Here is a 15,399-nt window from a genome sequence, read left to right on the forward strand (position 1 = left end):
TCAGCCGTAACTTTACTATAGCAATCCGGCTAGATTTTGCCATTCTGTAAATTTTTAATCATTTCTAATGCTTCTTGATAAGACTGGGTATCTCCTTGCTTTAAAGAAAGATCAGCGCCTTGTTGAAAGTCATTGATAGCACTCGGTATATCTTTTAACTTTTGATGTACATAACCCCGATTATAATAAGCTACAGCTAAATCCGGATTGAGACGAATGGCTTGATTATAATCTGCTAAGGCTTGTTGGTAATTTAAGAGCCAATAATAAGCCGTGCCTCGATAATTATAACTAAGCGCATTATTCGGGTCTAAATTCAGAGCTTCGTTATAATCTTCTAGGGCTTTTTGATAATCTTCGTTGTAAGCATAAATGGCTCCTCTTTTTTGAAAAGCCTCAGCATCATTAGGGTTATTATTGATTCGTTCGTTAAGCATTTCTATCTCACTAGAACTCCCTTGAGCAATTAACTTATTTTCAGTCATTGCTCCGGCAGATTTTTCTGCTAAAACCGGAAAAAAACTGAAGCCAATCAACAAATAAATTAAAGTTAGTTTAGCTTTCATAAAAGCCGATGGTTCAAACTCTTGTTAAAATTTAGGTTTGTCGGATGCGTTAGTAACGCGGGAATTTTAGACTTTTTTAAAAATATTGGTACACAATTCTGATAGTTTTCGCCACCAAGGAACTTGTTCAATTGTGACAAAATCTATTTTTTTGCGAATTTCATTAATATTCCAGCCGGTTAAATTGGCTAGAGTTTTTGCCTCTTCCTCTTGTCTTTTACGGACAGAAGTTTGATAAGTTTGCGCCGCACTACAATTCATTTCTGCTCTATAAGGATGAGTCATGACATAGCGTCCTTGGAAAAATTGCTGATTGCCGGTTTCTTGAAACTGTAAGTCTTCGGGAAATTTATCCCGAGTATAGCGTACATGAAGACGGGTAATAAAGACATTGCCCCAAGAATTATCCGGCAGCCAAAATACACCTGCTTGTTTTAATTCTTCTGGGTTCAAGGGGTCAGCCGAACAAGGGTCACAATTAGCCATATTCCAAGCATATTCTAGAAAAGCGACTTTTTTATTCTCTCTTTCATAGCTTCTTTGAAATAGGGATTTGTAAAAAGGGGCAAATTCTTTTTGCACAAACTCAGGAATATTGGCATCAGAAGGAATTTTAACAGTCCGGTAGTTGGTTAATTCGATTTGTCCTTTGGGAGAGAGAAGATAAACAATTAAATCTTGTTCCCCTTGAGAATTAATCATTCCTAAACGAATGGGTAACATAAATTTAGGAGATTCATAAGCCATTTGTAGAGGGCGAAGAGATTGAAAACCGGTTTTATCAAACTCTTCTAGATTCACTTTAGCAACAAAAAATTTCAGTTTTTGTTTAATATAAGGCTGTAAGGTTTGACTAGCACCTTTAGGAATTTTATAGCCATTTTCTCGCAGCCAAATTTCTAAACCATCGGATTCTTTTGCACTGAGAATAAGGATATCATATTCCCCAACGGAAAATTTTTCTTCTACGGTTACCCCTAAAGCATTATCTCTTCTAGCGCTGCCGGCGCTTTCTTGCAAGGGGGCGGAAGATGGGGCAGGTATTTTATCATATTGTCGTCGGGGTTCACAAGGATTATCATCAAAATATTCCACTAATCTAGGGGAACTAAAAGCATCTAATCTCTCCAGAATTTTAGCCTCTCTCACCTTCACTTGTTCTTGTTTTAAAACCACAGGCACGGGAACCACTAAGGCAAAGTCTTTGACTTCTCCCTGGTAATCATTAGACATGGTTAAAACCGTTCGATTTCCCTCACGAGCAATAATGACTTGAGAGGCTTTATTATAAAGACTTGTATCGGCTTTTCCCACATAAAACCCACAAAAAGCTAAAGCATATTTTGGGATAATTGTCAAGCAAAAAACCGTAAAAATTAGGGTGATAAAAAGTTTAAAAAGTTTCATATTATATCCCGGTAGTTAAATGATATTTAAGACTAGGCTTTTGCCAAGTAAATCTAGGGGCTGACCAAAGATAATCTAAAAGGAGAGTGAGAGGAGAAAGGATAAATAATGCCCAGAAGATCGCAGTAGTAAGATAGAAAAAATGTTGCAGAATAAAAGTTAATACCGCAACAGTCACTGCCCAAATTAAGCGGCTCGCTGTGGCATTAGGAATTGAGCGAGGATCAGTTAACATAAACAGAGCAAATAGCAATAAACTCCCACTGGTCAACTGATGAAGTAAGACATCCCAACTCCAACCTAACCAAGCATTACGAATAATTTCTAATGCTACATAAGCCAATAAAAAAGCCGCCGAGGTATCCCATCGCCCAACCTTTTTAAGGACAATACCGCCCGCCCCTAAAAATAGTAGTAAATACCACCAGTCCGTTCCCCATTGTCCAGGCGATACCCAAGCATCAGGAGTAAAAATTAAAGCCGCAATAATGCCAAAATTAGCCGGGTTAAAAAAATGTTTACCGCGAAAGCGAAATAAAAACTTACTAGCGATAGCTAAACAGCCCGCTAAAGCCATTGTTTGATAATTATTAGCCCGCAACAATAAACAAAGTCCTAACCCCGTAATTAGGGCACTACGCCAAGGGAAATCCATCCAGTTAAAACGTTGAAATAATAGATTTTGAGGAGAATTGATCGGGGAATAAATCTCTATTTTATCGGTGGCAGAATTCACCAGAAAAGACAACAGTACCTGAGTCAACAAACAACTCGAAATCACCACTAACATTAAATCTATTCGAACAGTCCAATCTCGACTACTAAGCCCCAAAAATAGGAACAAAGAAAGAAAAAGGATTTGATAATCTCTTGCATCTCGAAACAGCATTTTTCTCTCCATCTCTACCCCTCAACTGATCAATAAATGCTATCATAATCACCGAATAACCCAATTAGCGGCTATGTAACAAAATATTTTCATTAAATATCCTGCCCCGGCACAGGCACAGGCACAGGCCCCGGTCCCCGCACCCTGAAGGGTGGGGCTAGGCGAACAAAGCCCGCCTGCGCGGGCTAAAATATATAGCAACCGCTCCTGTGCTTAGGACATCTTTTAAACTTCAAACCTAATAGCAATAAGCTTTTCCCTTCTGACTTCTGACTTGGGGACTCCTGACTTCTGCTATACTTTGCGTCTTTGCGCGAAACAAAAAAACTAACGAATCACCTCAACCAAACTATCCGGCAGTGGTCGATATTGGGCAAACTCCATCGAAAAAGTAGCCATTCCTTGAGACAAAGACCTCAACTCAGTGGAATAACCAAACATCTCTGATAGCGGCACTTCTGCGCGAATAACCGAATCGTGATCGCGGGTTTCTGTTCCCAACAACAAAGCGCGGCGAGAGATTAATTTCCCCTGAATACGTCCCATAAATTCCGAAGGCGTTTCCACTTCTAATAACATCATCGGTTCCAGAATCACAGGGTTAGCCGCCGAAAATCCCTGTTCAAAACCTTCCATCGCCGCAATTCGAAAAGCCGTTTCTGATGATTCTAAAGGATGAAAAGAACCGCCTTCTAAAACAATTTTTACCCCAACAATAGGATACCCTTTTAACCAGCCGGTTTTGACAGCATCTCTAAATCCTTCTTCACAAGCACTCATAAACTGTTTTGGGATGCTATTATTTTTCACCCGATTTTTATAAACAAAAGAGTCTTTACAGGGTTCAATGCGTCCAATAACATGAGCAAAATGCAAAGAATTGCCGATCTGTCTCACAAAAGTATGGTCAAAATGAGCGGCTTTACTAATAGTTTCTCGATAAGCCACAGCAGGGTTTCCCACATAAACCTCTGCATGATATTCCCGTTTCATTCTTTCTAAATAAATATCGAGATGCAATTCTCCCATGCCAGAAATGAGGGTTTTATTGGATTCTGGATCGGTGCTAACATGAAGCGTGGGATCTTCTCGGGTGAAACGATGTAAGGCTTTAGAAATACGGTCTATATCTTCTTGACTTTTAGGGGTGATGGCTAATGTCATCACGGGTTCGGGTGTGTATATTCCTTCTAGGGAGAGTTTAGTGCCATTGGAACAAAGGGTATCTCCTGAAGCGCAGTCTACCCCAATTAAGCCGACGATTTCCCCCACTTCTGCTTGTTCTAATTCCTGCCGCTTATCCACTTCTATTCTTACCAGTCGGTTAACTCGCACAGGTTTTTGAGTGCGGCTATTGAAGAGGCGATCACTTTTATGGAGGGTTCCTCGATAAATGCGGCAATAGGTTAATTGTCCATATTCATCATCAATAAGTTTAAAAGCTAAAGCGACCATTGGGTCTGATTCTTCAGGATAAATGATCTCCTCATCTTCTGTGGTGATATCTGTTGCTTTAATGGCTTCTCTTTCTAGGGGAGAAGGTAAATATAATTCCACTGCCTCGAGTAAGTTTTGGATGCCTTTATTTTTGAGGGCGGTTCCCATTAATACGGGAACAAATTCTAGGTTAAGGGTTCCTTGGCGAATGGTTTCATAGAGTAATTGTTGAGATATTTCTTCTTCTTGGAGTAATTTTTCGGTCATCTCTTCGGAGATTAAAGAGACTTGATCGAGGAGTTTTTCTCGGGCGGTTTTGGCTTCTTCTATTAATGAGTCGGGAATAGGTTTAGTGACGACAATTTCCCCATGTTCTCCTTCATAATAATTCGCTTGCATTTCGATTAAGTCGATCACCCCTTCAAATTGATCCTCTAAACCGATGGGATAATGGAGAACTAGCGGCGTTAATCCGAGTTTTTCTCTCATGGCTTCGATGACTCGTGAGGGGTTGGCACCGAGGCGATCCAGTTTGTTGATAAAGGCGATGCGCGGCACTCGGTAACGCTTCATTTGCCGGTCAACGGTGATAGATTGAGATTGGACTCCGGCTACTCCACAGAGTACCATAATTCCTCCATCTAATACCCGCAGTGAGCGCTCTACTTCTATGGTGAAATCGACGTGGCCAGGGGTATCAATTAGGTTAATTTGTGTGTCTTTCCAATAACAAGTAATAGCGGCTGAGGTGATGGTAATACCTTTTTCTTTTTCTAATTCCATATAATCCATTGTTGCGCCATCTCCCTCTCCTTTCACCTCGGCGATTTTGTGAATTTTACCGGTATAAAAGAGGATTCTTTCTGAGATGGTGGTTTTGCCGGCATCGATGTGGGCAGAAATTCCTATATTACGAACTTTTTGGCGAGGAGTTATCATCTTTTTATATCCCCTAGCGCACAGTTTATGCACAGTTTTTTCTTAGTATTGCGATTATATCTTACCGTTAAAAGTCTTTAAGGAGACTCATCATAAATCTTAACTTTAATGATAACAATTAATTTTTAATTCCTAGTTTAACGTGAATTTTATCAGTTATTTTAAGAAAAGTTAAACCCATTCCTTGAGGGGTATAGAACAAGTGTATTAAACTGTCTTTTACACAACAATTGCAGGCAAAAGAAATTTCCCCAAGTTCGGATTTTAAGGTGGCAACAAGGAAGTCATCTAGGGGCGTTTAATTTAAGAAAGTTTTTATTATCATATAAAATGATGATCTCTCTAAGGCGACTGAATAACCCACAATAGGAGGAACACGGTGTCTACGTCCACGTCCACGCAAGTCATAGAGAAAAGTTCAACTTCAACTGTTCGTAAACCTGCACCCCGTTACCGCGTCTTACTCCATAACGATGATTTTAACTCTATGGAATACGTGGTACAAACCTTGATGAAGACGGTTGCCGGGATGACTCAACCCCAAGCGGTTAATATAATGATGGAAGCTCACACCAATGGCATGGCTCTAGTGATCACCTGTACTCTAGAACACGCAGAGTTTTATTGTGAAACTTTAAAAGCTCATGGTCTAACCAGTACAATTGAACCGGACGAGTAACTTTTACATTTAAGTTTACGCCCTTTCTCCTTAAACCCCAGGAGAGGGGGAATAATTGCCTAATTTTTAAATTATCTTTTTATCTTCCCCACTTATTAAGGGCAGGCTGTTTCATATTAGTGGCAAAAATGGTATGACCTCACCCCCTCTCCTCGTAGGCAGGGCTATTTCATTCTTTTGAAACGCTCACAGGCTGAAGCCGCTAGCTCTACGAACCAAGCCTGCTCCCGGCTAAAAGGCTCATAATTCTTCGAATAGCCCGCGCAGGTGGGCTTTGTTCGTGTAGCCCAACCCTTCAGGGTTAGGGCGTTTGAGAGAATGAAATAGCCCTGCCTCGTAGGAGAAGGGGTTAGGGGGTGAGGTCTACCATTTTGGTTGTACAATGAAACAACCCTGCCTTATCAAGGGGAAAGTAAGAGTGGGGTTAATTGCACGACTAAGGAAAAATAGTATTAACTTTGAAGACAACCACCTATTTAATTAATAATGTTTCTATTTAAAAAATCTCTTAAAAATTATGCCGCACCTTTAAGAATAGTGCTGTTTCTTCTGGGTTTATTGTTGGTTTGGCTGCCGGTTGCTATTCCTATCTATTTAATTTTAAATTCCTCTAATCCCAATTTAACCTCTACCTTAACCCTAGTATTACTGTATCTAGAATTTATATTTTTGCTGCGGTATTGGAGTAAACAAGTTCATCAAAATTCAGAAGGTTTAAAGCTTTATGGGTTAGTTAGAAGCCGCCCAACGGCTATTGAGTTATTAAATGGGTTAAGCATCGGGTTATTATTTACTCTTAGTTTATTTGTTATCGAAGCCGTTTTAGGATGGGTAAAGTTTCAAGAACCTTCGGTTAATTTTTGGCGCATTGTGATAGAGGGGTTACTCGTTGGGTTAGGGATTGGTTTTGCTGAAGAGTTATTATTTAGAGGCTGGATTTTAGACGAATTACAACGAGATTATAAACCGAGTATTGCTCTCTGGAGTAATGCAATTTTGTTTGCTTCATTGCATTTTATTAAGCCTTTAGCGGAAATTATTCGCACCTTGCCGCAGTTTCCCGCCTTGGTCATATTAGGATTAACTTTAGTGTGGGCGAAATGGTCTTGTTCGGGTCGGATGGGGTTAAATATTGGGTTACATTGGGGTTTAGTTTGGGGCTATTATATCCTTAAAGTAGGAAAGTTAATCGTCTATACCGGTACGGTTTCTCCCGGGTTTACGGGGATAGATGGTAATCCTATTGCGGGAATTATGGGCTTAGGTTTTTTGAGTTTGTTGGCAGGAATTATGAGAGGAAAGGCGAACATTAAAAGGTTTAAAGCGCCTACACCCTGAAGGGTGCGGCTACACGAGCAAAGCCTGCCTACGCAGGCTAAATTATATTAATCTGTTTTAAGGTTTTTCAGATCATTGTTAATATTTAGCCCCCCTTAATCAGGGGGGTTGGGGGGATAATTTATCTGAAGCATGATGAAAAATTAGTATTAGTTTTATTTTTTAACTAAACCTACAAAATAATAACTTACTAAATTATAAACGGATTAAGCAAGCCCGCAAAGGATTGCTCCGTTCGTATAGCGGAACCCTTCAGGCTGTAGGGCTTTTATTAAAAAAAGCGATAGCCGCTTGATTTTCGGGAAAATTTAGGCAAAATAGAAATAGCTCCCCTAGCTTGATGAATCTATGAATGATGAACGCCGCGAAGCTTATATTACCCTCATCGAAGCCCTGTTAAACTGTCAAGATGAGGAAGAATTCGGGCAAATACTCAGCGCTAACCCAGAGTTATTAGATGTGGGGTTACTGGAAACTGTCGCCAGGATAGCACAGAGTTTAGCAGAACAAGGGGAAGAAAAAGCGGCAGAGGGGTTAATGTATCTGGGTAGTGTGTTGATGCAAGTTTTAGGGTTATCCGAGGAGGAGACACCGAAACTTAACCCTCAAGATTATATAGAGTTTCTGCTGGATGTATTTGGAGTAATTGCAGAGAGTAAGGGGAATTCGGAGGTTGTTTATCCCTTCTTACAAAACCATCTCGATAAGTTAGATGATACTTTAGCAGATATTCTCTATCTATGGGCAACTAATCTATTTCCTAGTTTAGAAGCAGAAACAGCAAACGGGTTAGCCGCCATTATTGTAGAATTCGGTAATCTGATAGCACAGTTTCCTTTAGGTAGCAGGAAGAGTAATTTAGAGATTGCTATTAAGGGTTATCAGGCAGCCTTAGAAGTCTATACCCGCGCGGCTTTTCCCGTAGATTGGGCAATGACTCAAAATAATCTCGGCAATGCTTACCGTAACAGAATTCGAGGAGAGAAGGCAGAAAATATCGAAGAGGCGATATCAAGTTACCGCCATGCCCTGGAAATATATACCCGCGCCGCTTTTCCCGTAGATTGGGCAACCACTCAAAATAATCTCGGCGCTGCTTACAGTGACAGAATTCGAGGAGAGAAGGCAGAAAATATCGAAGAGGCGATATCAAGTTACCGCCATGCCCTGGAAATATATACCCGCGCCGCTTTTCCCGTAGATTGGGCAACCACTCAAAATAATCTCGGCGCTGCTTACAGTGACAGAATTCGAGGAGAGAAGGCAGAAAATATCGAAGAGGCGATATCAAGTTACCGCCATGCCCTGGAAATATATACCCGCGCCGCTTTTCCCGTAGATTGGGCAACCACTCAAAATAATCTCGGCGCTGCTTACAGTGACAGAATTCGAGGAGAGAAGGCAGAAAATATCGAAGAGGCGATATCAAGTTACCGCCATGCCCTGGAAATAAGAACCCGCGCGGCTTTTCCCGTACAATGGGCAACCACTCAAAATAATCTCGGCGCTGCTTACAGTGACAGAATTCGAGGAGAGAAGGCAGAAAATATCGAAGAGGCGATATCAAGTTACCGCCATGCCCTGGAAATATATACCCGCGCGGCTTTTCCCGTACAATGGGCAACCACTCAAAATAATCTCGGCGCTGCTTACAGTGACAGAATTCGAGGAGAGAAGGCAGAAAATATCGAAGAGGCGATATCAAGTTACCGCCATGCCCTGGAAATATATACCCGCGCGGCTTTTCCCGTAGATTGGGCAATGACTCAAAATAATCTCGGCAATGCTTACAGTGACAGAATTCGAGGAGAGAAGGCAGAAAATATCGAAGAGGCGATATCAAGTTACCGCCATGCCCTGGAAATATATACCCGCGCGGCTTTTCCCGTAGATTGGGCAATGACTCAAAATAATCTCGGCAATGCTTACCGTGACAGAATTCGAGGAGAGAAGGCAGAAAATATCGAAGTGGCGATTTCAAGTTACCGCCATGCCCTGGAAATATATACCCGCGCGGCTTTTCCGGTAGAATGTTTGCAAACTAACAATAACTTAGGCAAGCTTTACTTTAGGGAAAGTGCCTGGCAAAATGCCATAGAAGCTTATAATAATGCCATAGAAGCACTCTCTATTAGCCGCGCTTCTGCCTCGACTCCCCAAAGGAAACAATTAGTCATGGAGGCTTCTATAAATGTATATCACAACATCATACAAGCCTATCTCAACAACGGACAAAAGCGAAGCGCCCTAGAATATGTTGAACGCAGTAAAACTCAAAATCTCGTTGAACAGATTACCACCCAACAACGAAAACCAAAAGGAGATATACCCCAAGATATCATTAAAGAACTTAATCGCCTGCGCCATGACATCCGCAACGAACAAAACCATCTAGATAGTCAAGAGCGACAAAATCCCAATTCTCCTCCAGATCGTACCCGTCTTTATGAACTGTTGCAAGAGTTAGAGCAATTTATCGAGGAAAGCATCACACCTCTAGATCCTACCTTTAAACTGACAGAAGCCCCTAAACCTATTTCCTACGAGGAAATAAAGGCGCTGATTGATGACCATGCCGCGATCCTAGAATGGTATATTACCGGTGATAAAATCCTGGCCTTTATCATCACCCATAACCAGGATGAACCTATTGTCTGGCAATCTGAAAATGAAGATAGAGATAAGTTAATTGATTGGACTATTGACGAATATTTAATTCCCTATGATGAAAACTTTCAAGACTGGCAAACTGACTTAGATAAGCGCTTAACCCAACTCGCTAAAATTCTCCATCTAGATGAGATACTCTCTCTTATCCCTCCCGAATGCGAAAAACTGATTCTTATTCCTCATTGGTTTCTGCATTTGTTGCCGCTTCATGCTTTACCCGTTGGTGAAAGGAAAGACCTCTCCCCCAACCCCTCTCCTACAAGGAGAGGGGAGAATATTACTTCAAAACCCTCGTTAGTGAGTCAGGAAAACACAGGGGAAAATTTCACCCCCATTTCCTCGCAGGGAAGGGGGGAAGGGGGGGTTAGGTCATTATTAATAGATGTATTCCCTCAAGGGGTAAACTATATCCCCAGTTGTCAACTCTTACAAATAGTCCAACAGCGCCAACACCAAGATTTTAACGATATATTTATGGTTGCTAACCCCGAGAAAAATCTAAACTTTACCGAAGTAACCGTTAACAAACTGAAGTCTTTATTTAATACCCATACCCTTTTAACCCGAGAAAGCGCCACACAAAGCGCCCTAGCAAACCATCCCCATCTTTTAACCACCCATTGCCTACATTTTTACTGTCATGGTAAATTTAACTTTACCTCTCCCCTAGAGTCAAAACTCGCCTTAGCCGCCTCATCTCTCTCCTTAAAAGACATCTTCAACTTATTCCTTCCTCAATGTCGTCTAGTGACCCTTTGCGCTTGCGAAACCGGGGTAACAGACTTAAACACTATCAGCGACGAATATGTCGGTTTACCGAGTGGGTTTCTCTTTGCCGGCAGTGAGAGTGTAGTCAGTAGCTTATGGACAGTAGACGAACTTTCCAGCATCTTCTTAATGATCGAGTTCTATAATAAATTAAGAGCAGGAAATTCTGTCACCCTAGCCTTAAATGCGGCGCAAACCAGGATCAGAAACCTGAGCAAACAAGACCTAGAAAAATGGCTACACCTAAACCAACTCTCCCTAGATGCCACCCAAATCGAATACCTAGATAAACTGTTAAAACAATCCCCAGAATACCCTTTTCAATCATCATATCATTGGGCGGCTTTTTGTGCCATTGGTAAATAACTTATTATAGCCCCCCTTAATAAGCGGGGTTGGGGGGATAAAACCCCAGAACTATGATTAACAAACCCAAAGGAATCAACTATGAATTTATCATTATATGACCTGAAAATTCTCACTTTAGTTGCCTTACTCGAAACTCAGCCGCAATTATTCACTCCAGAAGATCAAACCTCTCTTAGTGCTTTAATTGATCAAGTTCCCAACGAAACCGAAGAAATTTCTAATCAGATCGTTACCTGGTATCAAGAGCGCCCGAAGATTGAAGAAGCGATGTTAAATTTTCCGGGTGATGAAAATGTTATTCTAGGGCCTGGAGGTCAAGAAGTCCCCCTAAATCCTGAAGAATACAAGGAAACAATAAAAAATGCCATTCGTCGGTCTTCTAATGATGGCACTAAACCTCAGAATCAACCCCCTAAATCCTAGTTTTCTTGTCGAGTTAATCGCTTTGATAATTACAATTTTCGTTGTGTGAAGGGACAGATCAATAGGGATGTTCGTTGAGGGTTGTAAGAGGTGGAATGATTTGTAATGAACCAAACTATGTCAAGTCTGTCAAAAAAAACGACTCTTACTTTCTATGGGTTTCAGATCAGAAACAGCTTAGAACAAGGACTAGAAACGGTTGCCGATGCTTCTAAATTATGGGACGATTTAGCTCAAATTAATGAACTTAAAGACCTGAAAAAATATCTAATTTGCTATCAAAACAACCAATATGATCCGGGAGCATCCCATTTTTGCACGTTAGCTGTTTTCAAAGGGGCTAAAACCCTTGCCCTGTCCTTACTTTGGGTCATGAGCTTACAAAAATGGGATGCTCCCTATGATCCAAGTTTAGAAGATAAGCAAGGAAAAGAATTTTTTAGATTATTAAATCAAAAAGACAGAGTATCATTCCGTTTTGCTGTCTCATCTCCAGGCAGTAACCTTACCCTCAAAGGTTCTTTAACCCCTTATCGACTCCATGATACTTATGCGATCGATCTCACATTATTGAGTGATGTAGAAATCAATCTCAATGACTTAAAAGAATTTAACCCGAGTTTCTTTTCTTCCCTTGCGCCTTCCCTCGGTTCAACCTTCCTATTTTATGCTGAACCTTTCCCACCCTTACCGGATTATACTCCTCTAGCTGAAACCTGTATTAACCAATTATTTAACCCCCCTGATAATGTTAAACTCCTGGCAACAAATTCTCTATTAAATTGTCCAATTTTTGTCTATGATAATGGAGAAATAGACCCCCAAAAACAACAGTATATTTTAGTTCTGTTTAATCCTAATAAAATTAATATTGAGCCGCTTATATTGCAACGGTTACTTAATATTTTTTGGTATCGCCATAAAATCCTTTATGCTTATCATCAATCAAGAGAATCAGATAAAAAAGGAAGAGATAATTATAAGGAAATAGAACGATATATGACTGAGTTTAACTCGTCAATTGCCTCAGACAGCCGCTTAGAAAAATTGAAAGAATTATTAATTTCCAGTTTTACAACCCATAGCGAATATAGTTTAATCCTCCGAGATATACAAGACCATAAAAGCACGATTATTTCTAACCTAGACAACTTTAAAAAAACTCTCGAAAAGCTTCAAGCCTTATCTGACACTCATCTAGAATTTTTAGAGGAATTTTCAACCCGTTCAGACTTCTTCATCAAGCAAATAAATACAGACTTAAGCTTTTTAAATCCAGGAGAAAAACTTTTACAAAACCTTATAGAAAATATTAGAGGAATTGTCGCCATCGATCAACTCCAACAAGACGAAAAAAGCCAAGAACAGCAAAAAAACATAGAAAATATCATCACCTTTTTAGGATTCGCATTAGCGATTAGTAGCATTTCCTCTTCCGTCAGTTCCGAAGCCGGGCAAAACCTCACAAACATTATCATAAAAAACTCTATTTGTCAAGAAAATAATACACCTGTAGAGAACTTATGTAATGGCACTCTAAATCTATCATTTCATCTAGTCTTAGGATTGCTCCTAGCCATTCCCTTATCTACTCTATTCCTGTGGTTATTTCCTAAAATTATCTCCCTAATTTCCAGAAAGAAAAAAGGCGGCTAACTCGAAAAAATCCCAAATAGGCTTTTGAGATCGTCTTAAGACTGTAAAAACAGAGGGCACAGAATAATAACGCTGTCCACAGTTAAATCAATGTGTGTATACCTATGAAACGTTTGTTATTAAACATCGCCGTTCTAGCTACTCCTCTAATTTTACCTTCTCAAGCCACTGCCGCAGTTTTTAGTAAAATTTACTCTTTTGGAGATAGCCTTTCTGACACGGGAAAAGTGTTTACTGCAAGTAAAGGGTCTTTTCCTCCGAGTGCCCCAAACGGGCATTATTATCAAGGACGATTTTCTAATGGCCCTGTTTGGGTAGAATATCTGCAAAATAAATTGAAGATACCCTTAGTTAATTTCGCTTATGGAGGAGCAACGACAGGAAAAGGCAATATTGCAAGCGGCTTTATTCGAGGAGTATTAGGATTACAACAACAAATAGCCACTTTTGTCGCCAGTAATGCGGTTGCCGATCCCAAAGCACTTTATACAATTTGGATTGGCGCTAATGATTATTTACCACCTCCTAGCAATCTTTATCTCTCTTTTAATCAAAATACCCCCGATATTCCTTTAAATAATATCGCAACGGCAGTAAATACTCTGGTTGGCAAGGGAGCTAAGACAATTATGGTCTTAAATTTACCAAACTTAGGAACCATACCCCAGACAAAGAGTTTAAATGCCGATGGCGTTTGTCCTCCTAATATAGAGGCGGCGGCTGATGCAGATTGTCTCAATCAACTAACGGAAGCTCACAACAAGGGTTTATCTAACTTATTTTCATCTTTACGCGCAGATGTAAAAATTATTCAAGTTGATGTTAATCAAATGTCGAAAAACATTTTGAGCAATCCGGCAGAATATGGTTTTACCAATGTCACCGACCCTTGTTTTACAAGCAATAGTATTTGTAGTAATCCTGATAATTATTTATCCTGGGATGGGACCCATCCTACTACAAAAGGACACCGCCTTATAGGAGAATCAGCCTTTAATGCTTTGGCAGTTCCAGAACCCTTAACTATTCTAGGAACAAGTACAGCCTTATTCTTTGGAGCCTTTTTCAAAAAAGAAATCGTACAACAACGTCAGCAAAACAAGTCAAATTAATATCTATGTGTCAATAGAAGAAAAAGCCGCTTTAGCCGCCGCTTGTTGAGCCGCTTTTTTAGTTCTACCGGTTCCTGCGCCCAACTTTTGATCATTGAGCCAAACTTCCGCCAAAAAACGCTCCTCTTTATTATTATTTAAAAGAACTTCTTGAACTCGGTATTCTGGCAAAAGTTTATAATGAGCTTGAGTCCATTCTTGGAGAGCATCTTTATAATTAAGACGAGCCGGGTCTAGGCGAATTTCTGCGGCTTTATTTTGTAACAATTCATCTAACCAAGGGCGAATTAATTTCATATTATGGGTACTTAAATAGAGTGCCCCTAACAGCGCCTCAAAACCATCAGCTAAACGAGAAACTCGTCCGGCCTCATCGGTTGAGGAACGCTCAGAAGTGAGCAAATAGCGTTCTAACCCGTAAACATCAGCAAACTCGGCCAAAGTGCGGTCACTGACCATCATCGAGCGCAACGCCGCAAATTCTCCTACTAGGGCATCCGGATAAGTTTCTAACAACACCTCGGCGGCGGCTAATCTGACCACAGCATCTCCCACAAATTCCAATTGCTGATAATTCACTTCCCGAGAAAAACTCGGATGAATGAGAGCCAAATCGAGCAACGACCAATTAACAGCAGCAGTATCAGGTAACCCCAATTTTTGCACTAGCGTTTTGAGTTCTTTTTCTCGTCTAGGATCTTTAAGCCCCATTGGTCAATATTTACGTATCACTTTTAGATAATTGTAAAGGAGAGAGTTGCACATAAGCCGGGTTCTGTTCTCAATCAACGTTGCCATTGATCAGGAGAGTTATCTATCTGGGATGCTTGTTACCAAACACCTCAAGCGGTACACCTAAAACGGGACCGGTAAAAGACCAACCGTCGCCCCTCCGACCTTGCTCCCAACCGGGGTTTACCGAGCCAGCACCTCACGATACTGCTGGTGCGCTCTTACCGCACCTTTGCACCCTTACCTTTTTCACTGTTAACTAAAAAAGGCGGTATTTTTCTGTGGCACTATCCTCACGCTCGCACGCACTGGGTGTTACCCAGCAAGTTTGGTCTTTCGGGAGCCCGGACTTTCCTCAGATTCGTCAAAACCGACAAACCCGCAACTCCCTCGCCAACTCTCTCCAGTTCTTAT

The 15,399-nt window shown here is 40.7% G+C and carries 11 protein-coding genes and 1 other RNA gene; 6 read left to right on the top strand and 6 right to left on the bottom strand.

Features of this window, described 5'->3' with window-relative positions; genetic code table 11:
• Positions 1–29 precede the first annotated feature (29 nt).
• From CYAN7822_RS04785 to fusA, 4 genes are all read right to left on the bottom strand, one after another.
• Positions 30–566: a tetratricopeptide repeat protein gene (locus tag CYAN7822_RS04785; protein ID WP_013321109.1), complete on the bottom strand. Its 537-nt coding sequence runs from the start codon at positions 564–566 to the stop codon at positions 30–32.
• Positions 567–632: 66 nt separating this feature from the next.
• The gene (locus CYAN7822_RS04790) at positions 633–1,973 is read right to left on the bottom strand and encodes a DUF2330 domain-containing protein (protein ID WP_013321110.1); all 1,341 of its coding nucleotides are present in this window, start codon (positions 1,971–1,973) and stop codon (positions 633–635) included.
• Between the two features lies 1 nt (position 1,974).
• Positions 1,975–2,862 (bottom strand): RnfABCDGE type electron transport complex subunit D, encoded by an 888-nt coding sequence (locus CYAN7822_RS04795; protein WP_041933505.1) that lies wholly within the window; start codon positions 2,860–2,862, stop codon positions 1,975–1,977.
• Between the two features lie 327 nt (positions 2,863–3,189).
• On the bottom strand, positions 3,190–5,238 hold the full coding sequence (fusA, locus tag CYAN7822_RS04800) for an elongation factor G (RefSeq protein ID WP_013321112.1): 2,049 nt from the start codon (positions 5,236–5,238) through the stop codon (positions 3,190–3,192).
• Positions 5,239–5,617: 379 nt separating this feature from the next.
• Here fusA and clpS point away from each other — a divergent pair, with 379 nt between their 5' ends.
• From clpS to CYAN7822_RS04830, 6 genes are all read left to right on the top strand, one after another.
• Positions 5,618–5,917, top strand: a complete 300-nt coding sequence (gene clpS, locus CYAN7822_RS04805; RefSeq protein WP_013321113.1) for an ATP-dependent Clp protease adapter ClpS — start codon at positions 5,618–5,620, stop codon at positions 5,915–5,917.
• A 486-nt stretch (positions 5,918–6,403) separates the two neighbouring features.
• On the top strand, positions 6,404–7,255 hold the full coding sequence (locus CYAN7822_RS04810) for a CPBP family intramembrane glutamic endopeptidase (protein ID WP_013321114.1): 852 nt from the start codon (positions 6,404–6,406) through the stop codon (positions 7,253–7,255).
• Between the two features lie 348 nt (positions 7,256–7,603).
• Positions 7,604–11,059 carry a CHAT domain-containing protein gene (locus CYAN7822_RS04815; RefSeq protein WP_013321115.1) on the top strand — a complete coding sequence of 1,152 codons (3,456 nt, stop codon included), beginning with the start codon at positions 7,604–7,606 and terminating at the stop codon, positions 11,057–11,059.
• A gap of 81 nt (positions 11,060–11,140) precedes the next feature.
• Entirely contained in the window at positions 11,141–11,485 is a 345-nt protein-coding gene (locus tag CYAN7822_RS04820; RefSeq protein ID WP_013321116.1) for a hypothetical protein, read from the top strand.
• 117 nt (positions 11,486–11,602) lie between these two features.
• A complete protein-coding gene (locus CYAN7822_RS04825; protein WP_041933136.1) occupies positions 11,603–13,141 on the top strand; it encodes a hypothetical protein in 1,539 nt (512 codons plus the stop codon).
• Positions 13,142–13,245: 104 nt separating this feature from the next.
• Entirely contained in the window at positions 13,246–14,253 is a 1,008-nt protein-coding gene (locus CYAN7822_RS04830) for a PEP-CTERM sorting domain-containing protein (RefSeq protein WP_013321118.1), read from the top strand.
• Positions 14,254–14,256: 3 nt separating this feature from the next.
• Here the strand turns inward: CYAN7822_RS04830 and rnc are convergent, their stop codons facing one another.
• Together rnc and rnpB are read right to left on the bottom strand one after the other, a co-directional pair.
• On the bottom strand, positions 14,257–14,964 hold the full coding sequence (rnc, locus tag CYAN7822_RS04835; protein WP_013321119.1) for a ribonuclease III: 708 nt from the start codon (positions 14,962–14,964) through the stop codon (positions 14,257–14,259).
• A gap of 38 nt (positions 14,965–15,002) precedes the next feature.
• Positions 15,003–15,386, bottom strand: an RNA gene (gene rnpB, locus CYAN7822_RS34875) — RNase P RNA component class A.
• Positions 15,387–15,399: the final 13 nt, after the last annotated feature.

The sequence above is a fragment of the Gloeothece verrucosa PCC 7822 genome (assembly GCF_000147335.1).
GTDB classification, from domain to species: Bacteria; Cyanobacteriota; Cyanobacteriia; order Cyanobacteriales; family Microcystaceae; genus Gloeothece; species Gloeothece verrucosa.

What these genes read in the sequence shown, in the direction of transcription:
- CYAN7822_RS04785 (WP_013321109.1), bottom strand. Translation starts at nt 566, where the DNA reads ATGAAAGCTAAACTAACTTTAATTTATTTGTTGATTGGCTTCAGTTTT.
- CYAN7822_RS04790 (WP_013321110.1), bottom strand. Translation starts at nt 1,973, where the DNA reads ATGAAACTTTTTAAACTTTTTATCACCCTAATTTTTACGGTTTTTTGC.
- CYAN7822_RS04795 (WP_041933505.1), bottom strand. Translation starts at nt 2,862, where the DNA reads ATGCTGTTTCGAGATGCAAGAGATTATCAAATCCTTTTTCTTTCTTTG.
- fusA (WP_013321112.1), bottom strand. Translation starts at nt 5,238, where the DNA reads ATGATAACTCCTCGCCAAAAAGTTCGTAATATAGGAATTTCTGCCCAC.
- CYAN7822_RS04810 (WP_013321114.1), top strand. Translation starts at nt 6,404, where the DNA reads ATGTTTCTATTTAAAAAATCTCTTAAAAATTATGCCGCACCTTTAAGA.
- CYAN7822_RS04815 (WP_013321115.1), top strand. Translation starts at nt 7,604, where the DNA reads ATGAATGATGAACGCCGCGAAGCTTATATTACCCTCATCGAAGCCCTG.
- CYAN7822_RS04820 (WP_013321116.1), top strand. Translation starts at nt 11,141, where the DNA reads ATGAATTTATCATTATATGACCTGAAAATTCTCACTTTAGTTGCCTTA.
- CYAN7822_RS04825 (WP_041933136.1), top strand. Translation starts at nt 11,603, where the DNA reads ATGTCAAGTCTGTCAAAAAAAACGACTCTTACTTTCTATGGGTTTCAG.
- CYAN7822_RS04830 (WP_013321118.1), top strand. Translation starts at nt 13,246, where the DNA reads ATGAAACGTTTGTTATTAAACATCGCCGTTCTAGCTACTCCTCTAATT.
- rnc (WP_013321119.1), bottom strand. Translation starts at nt 14,964, where the DNA reads ATGGGGCTTAAAGATCCTAGACGAGAAAAAGAACTCAAAACGCTAGTG.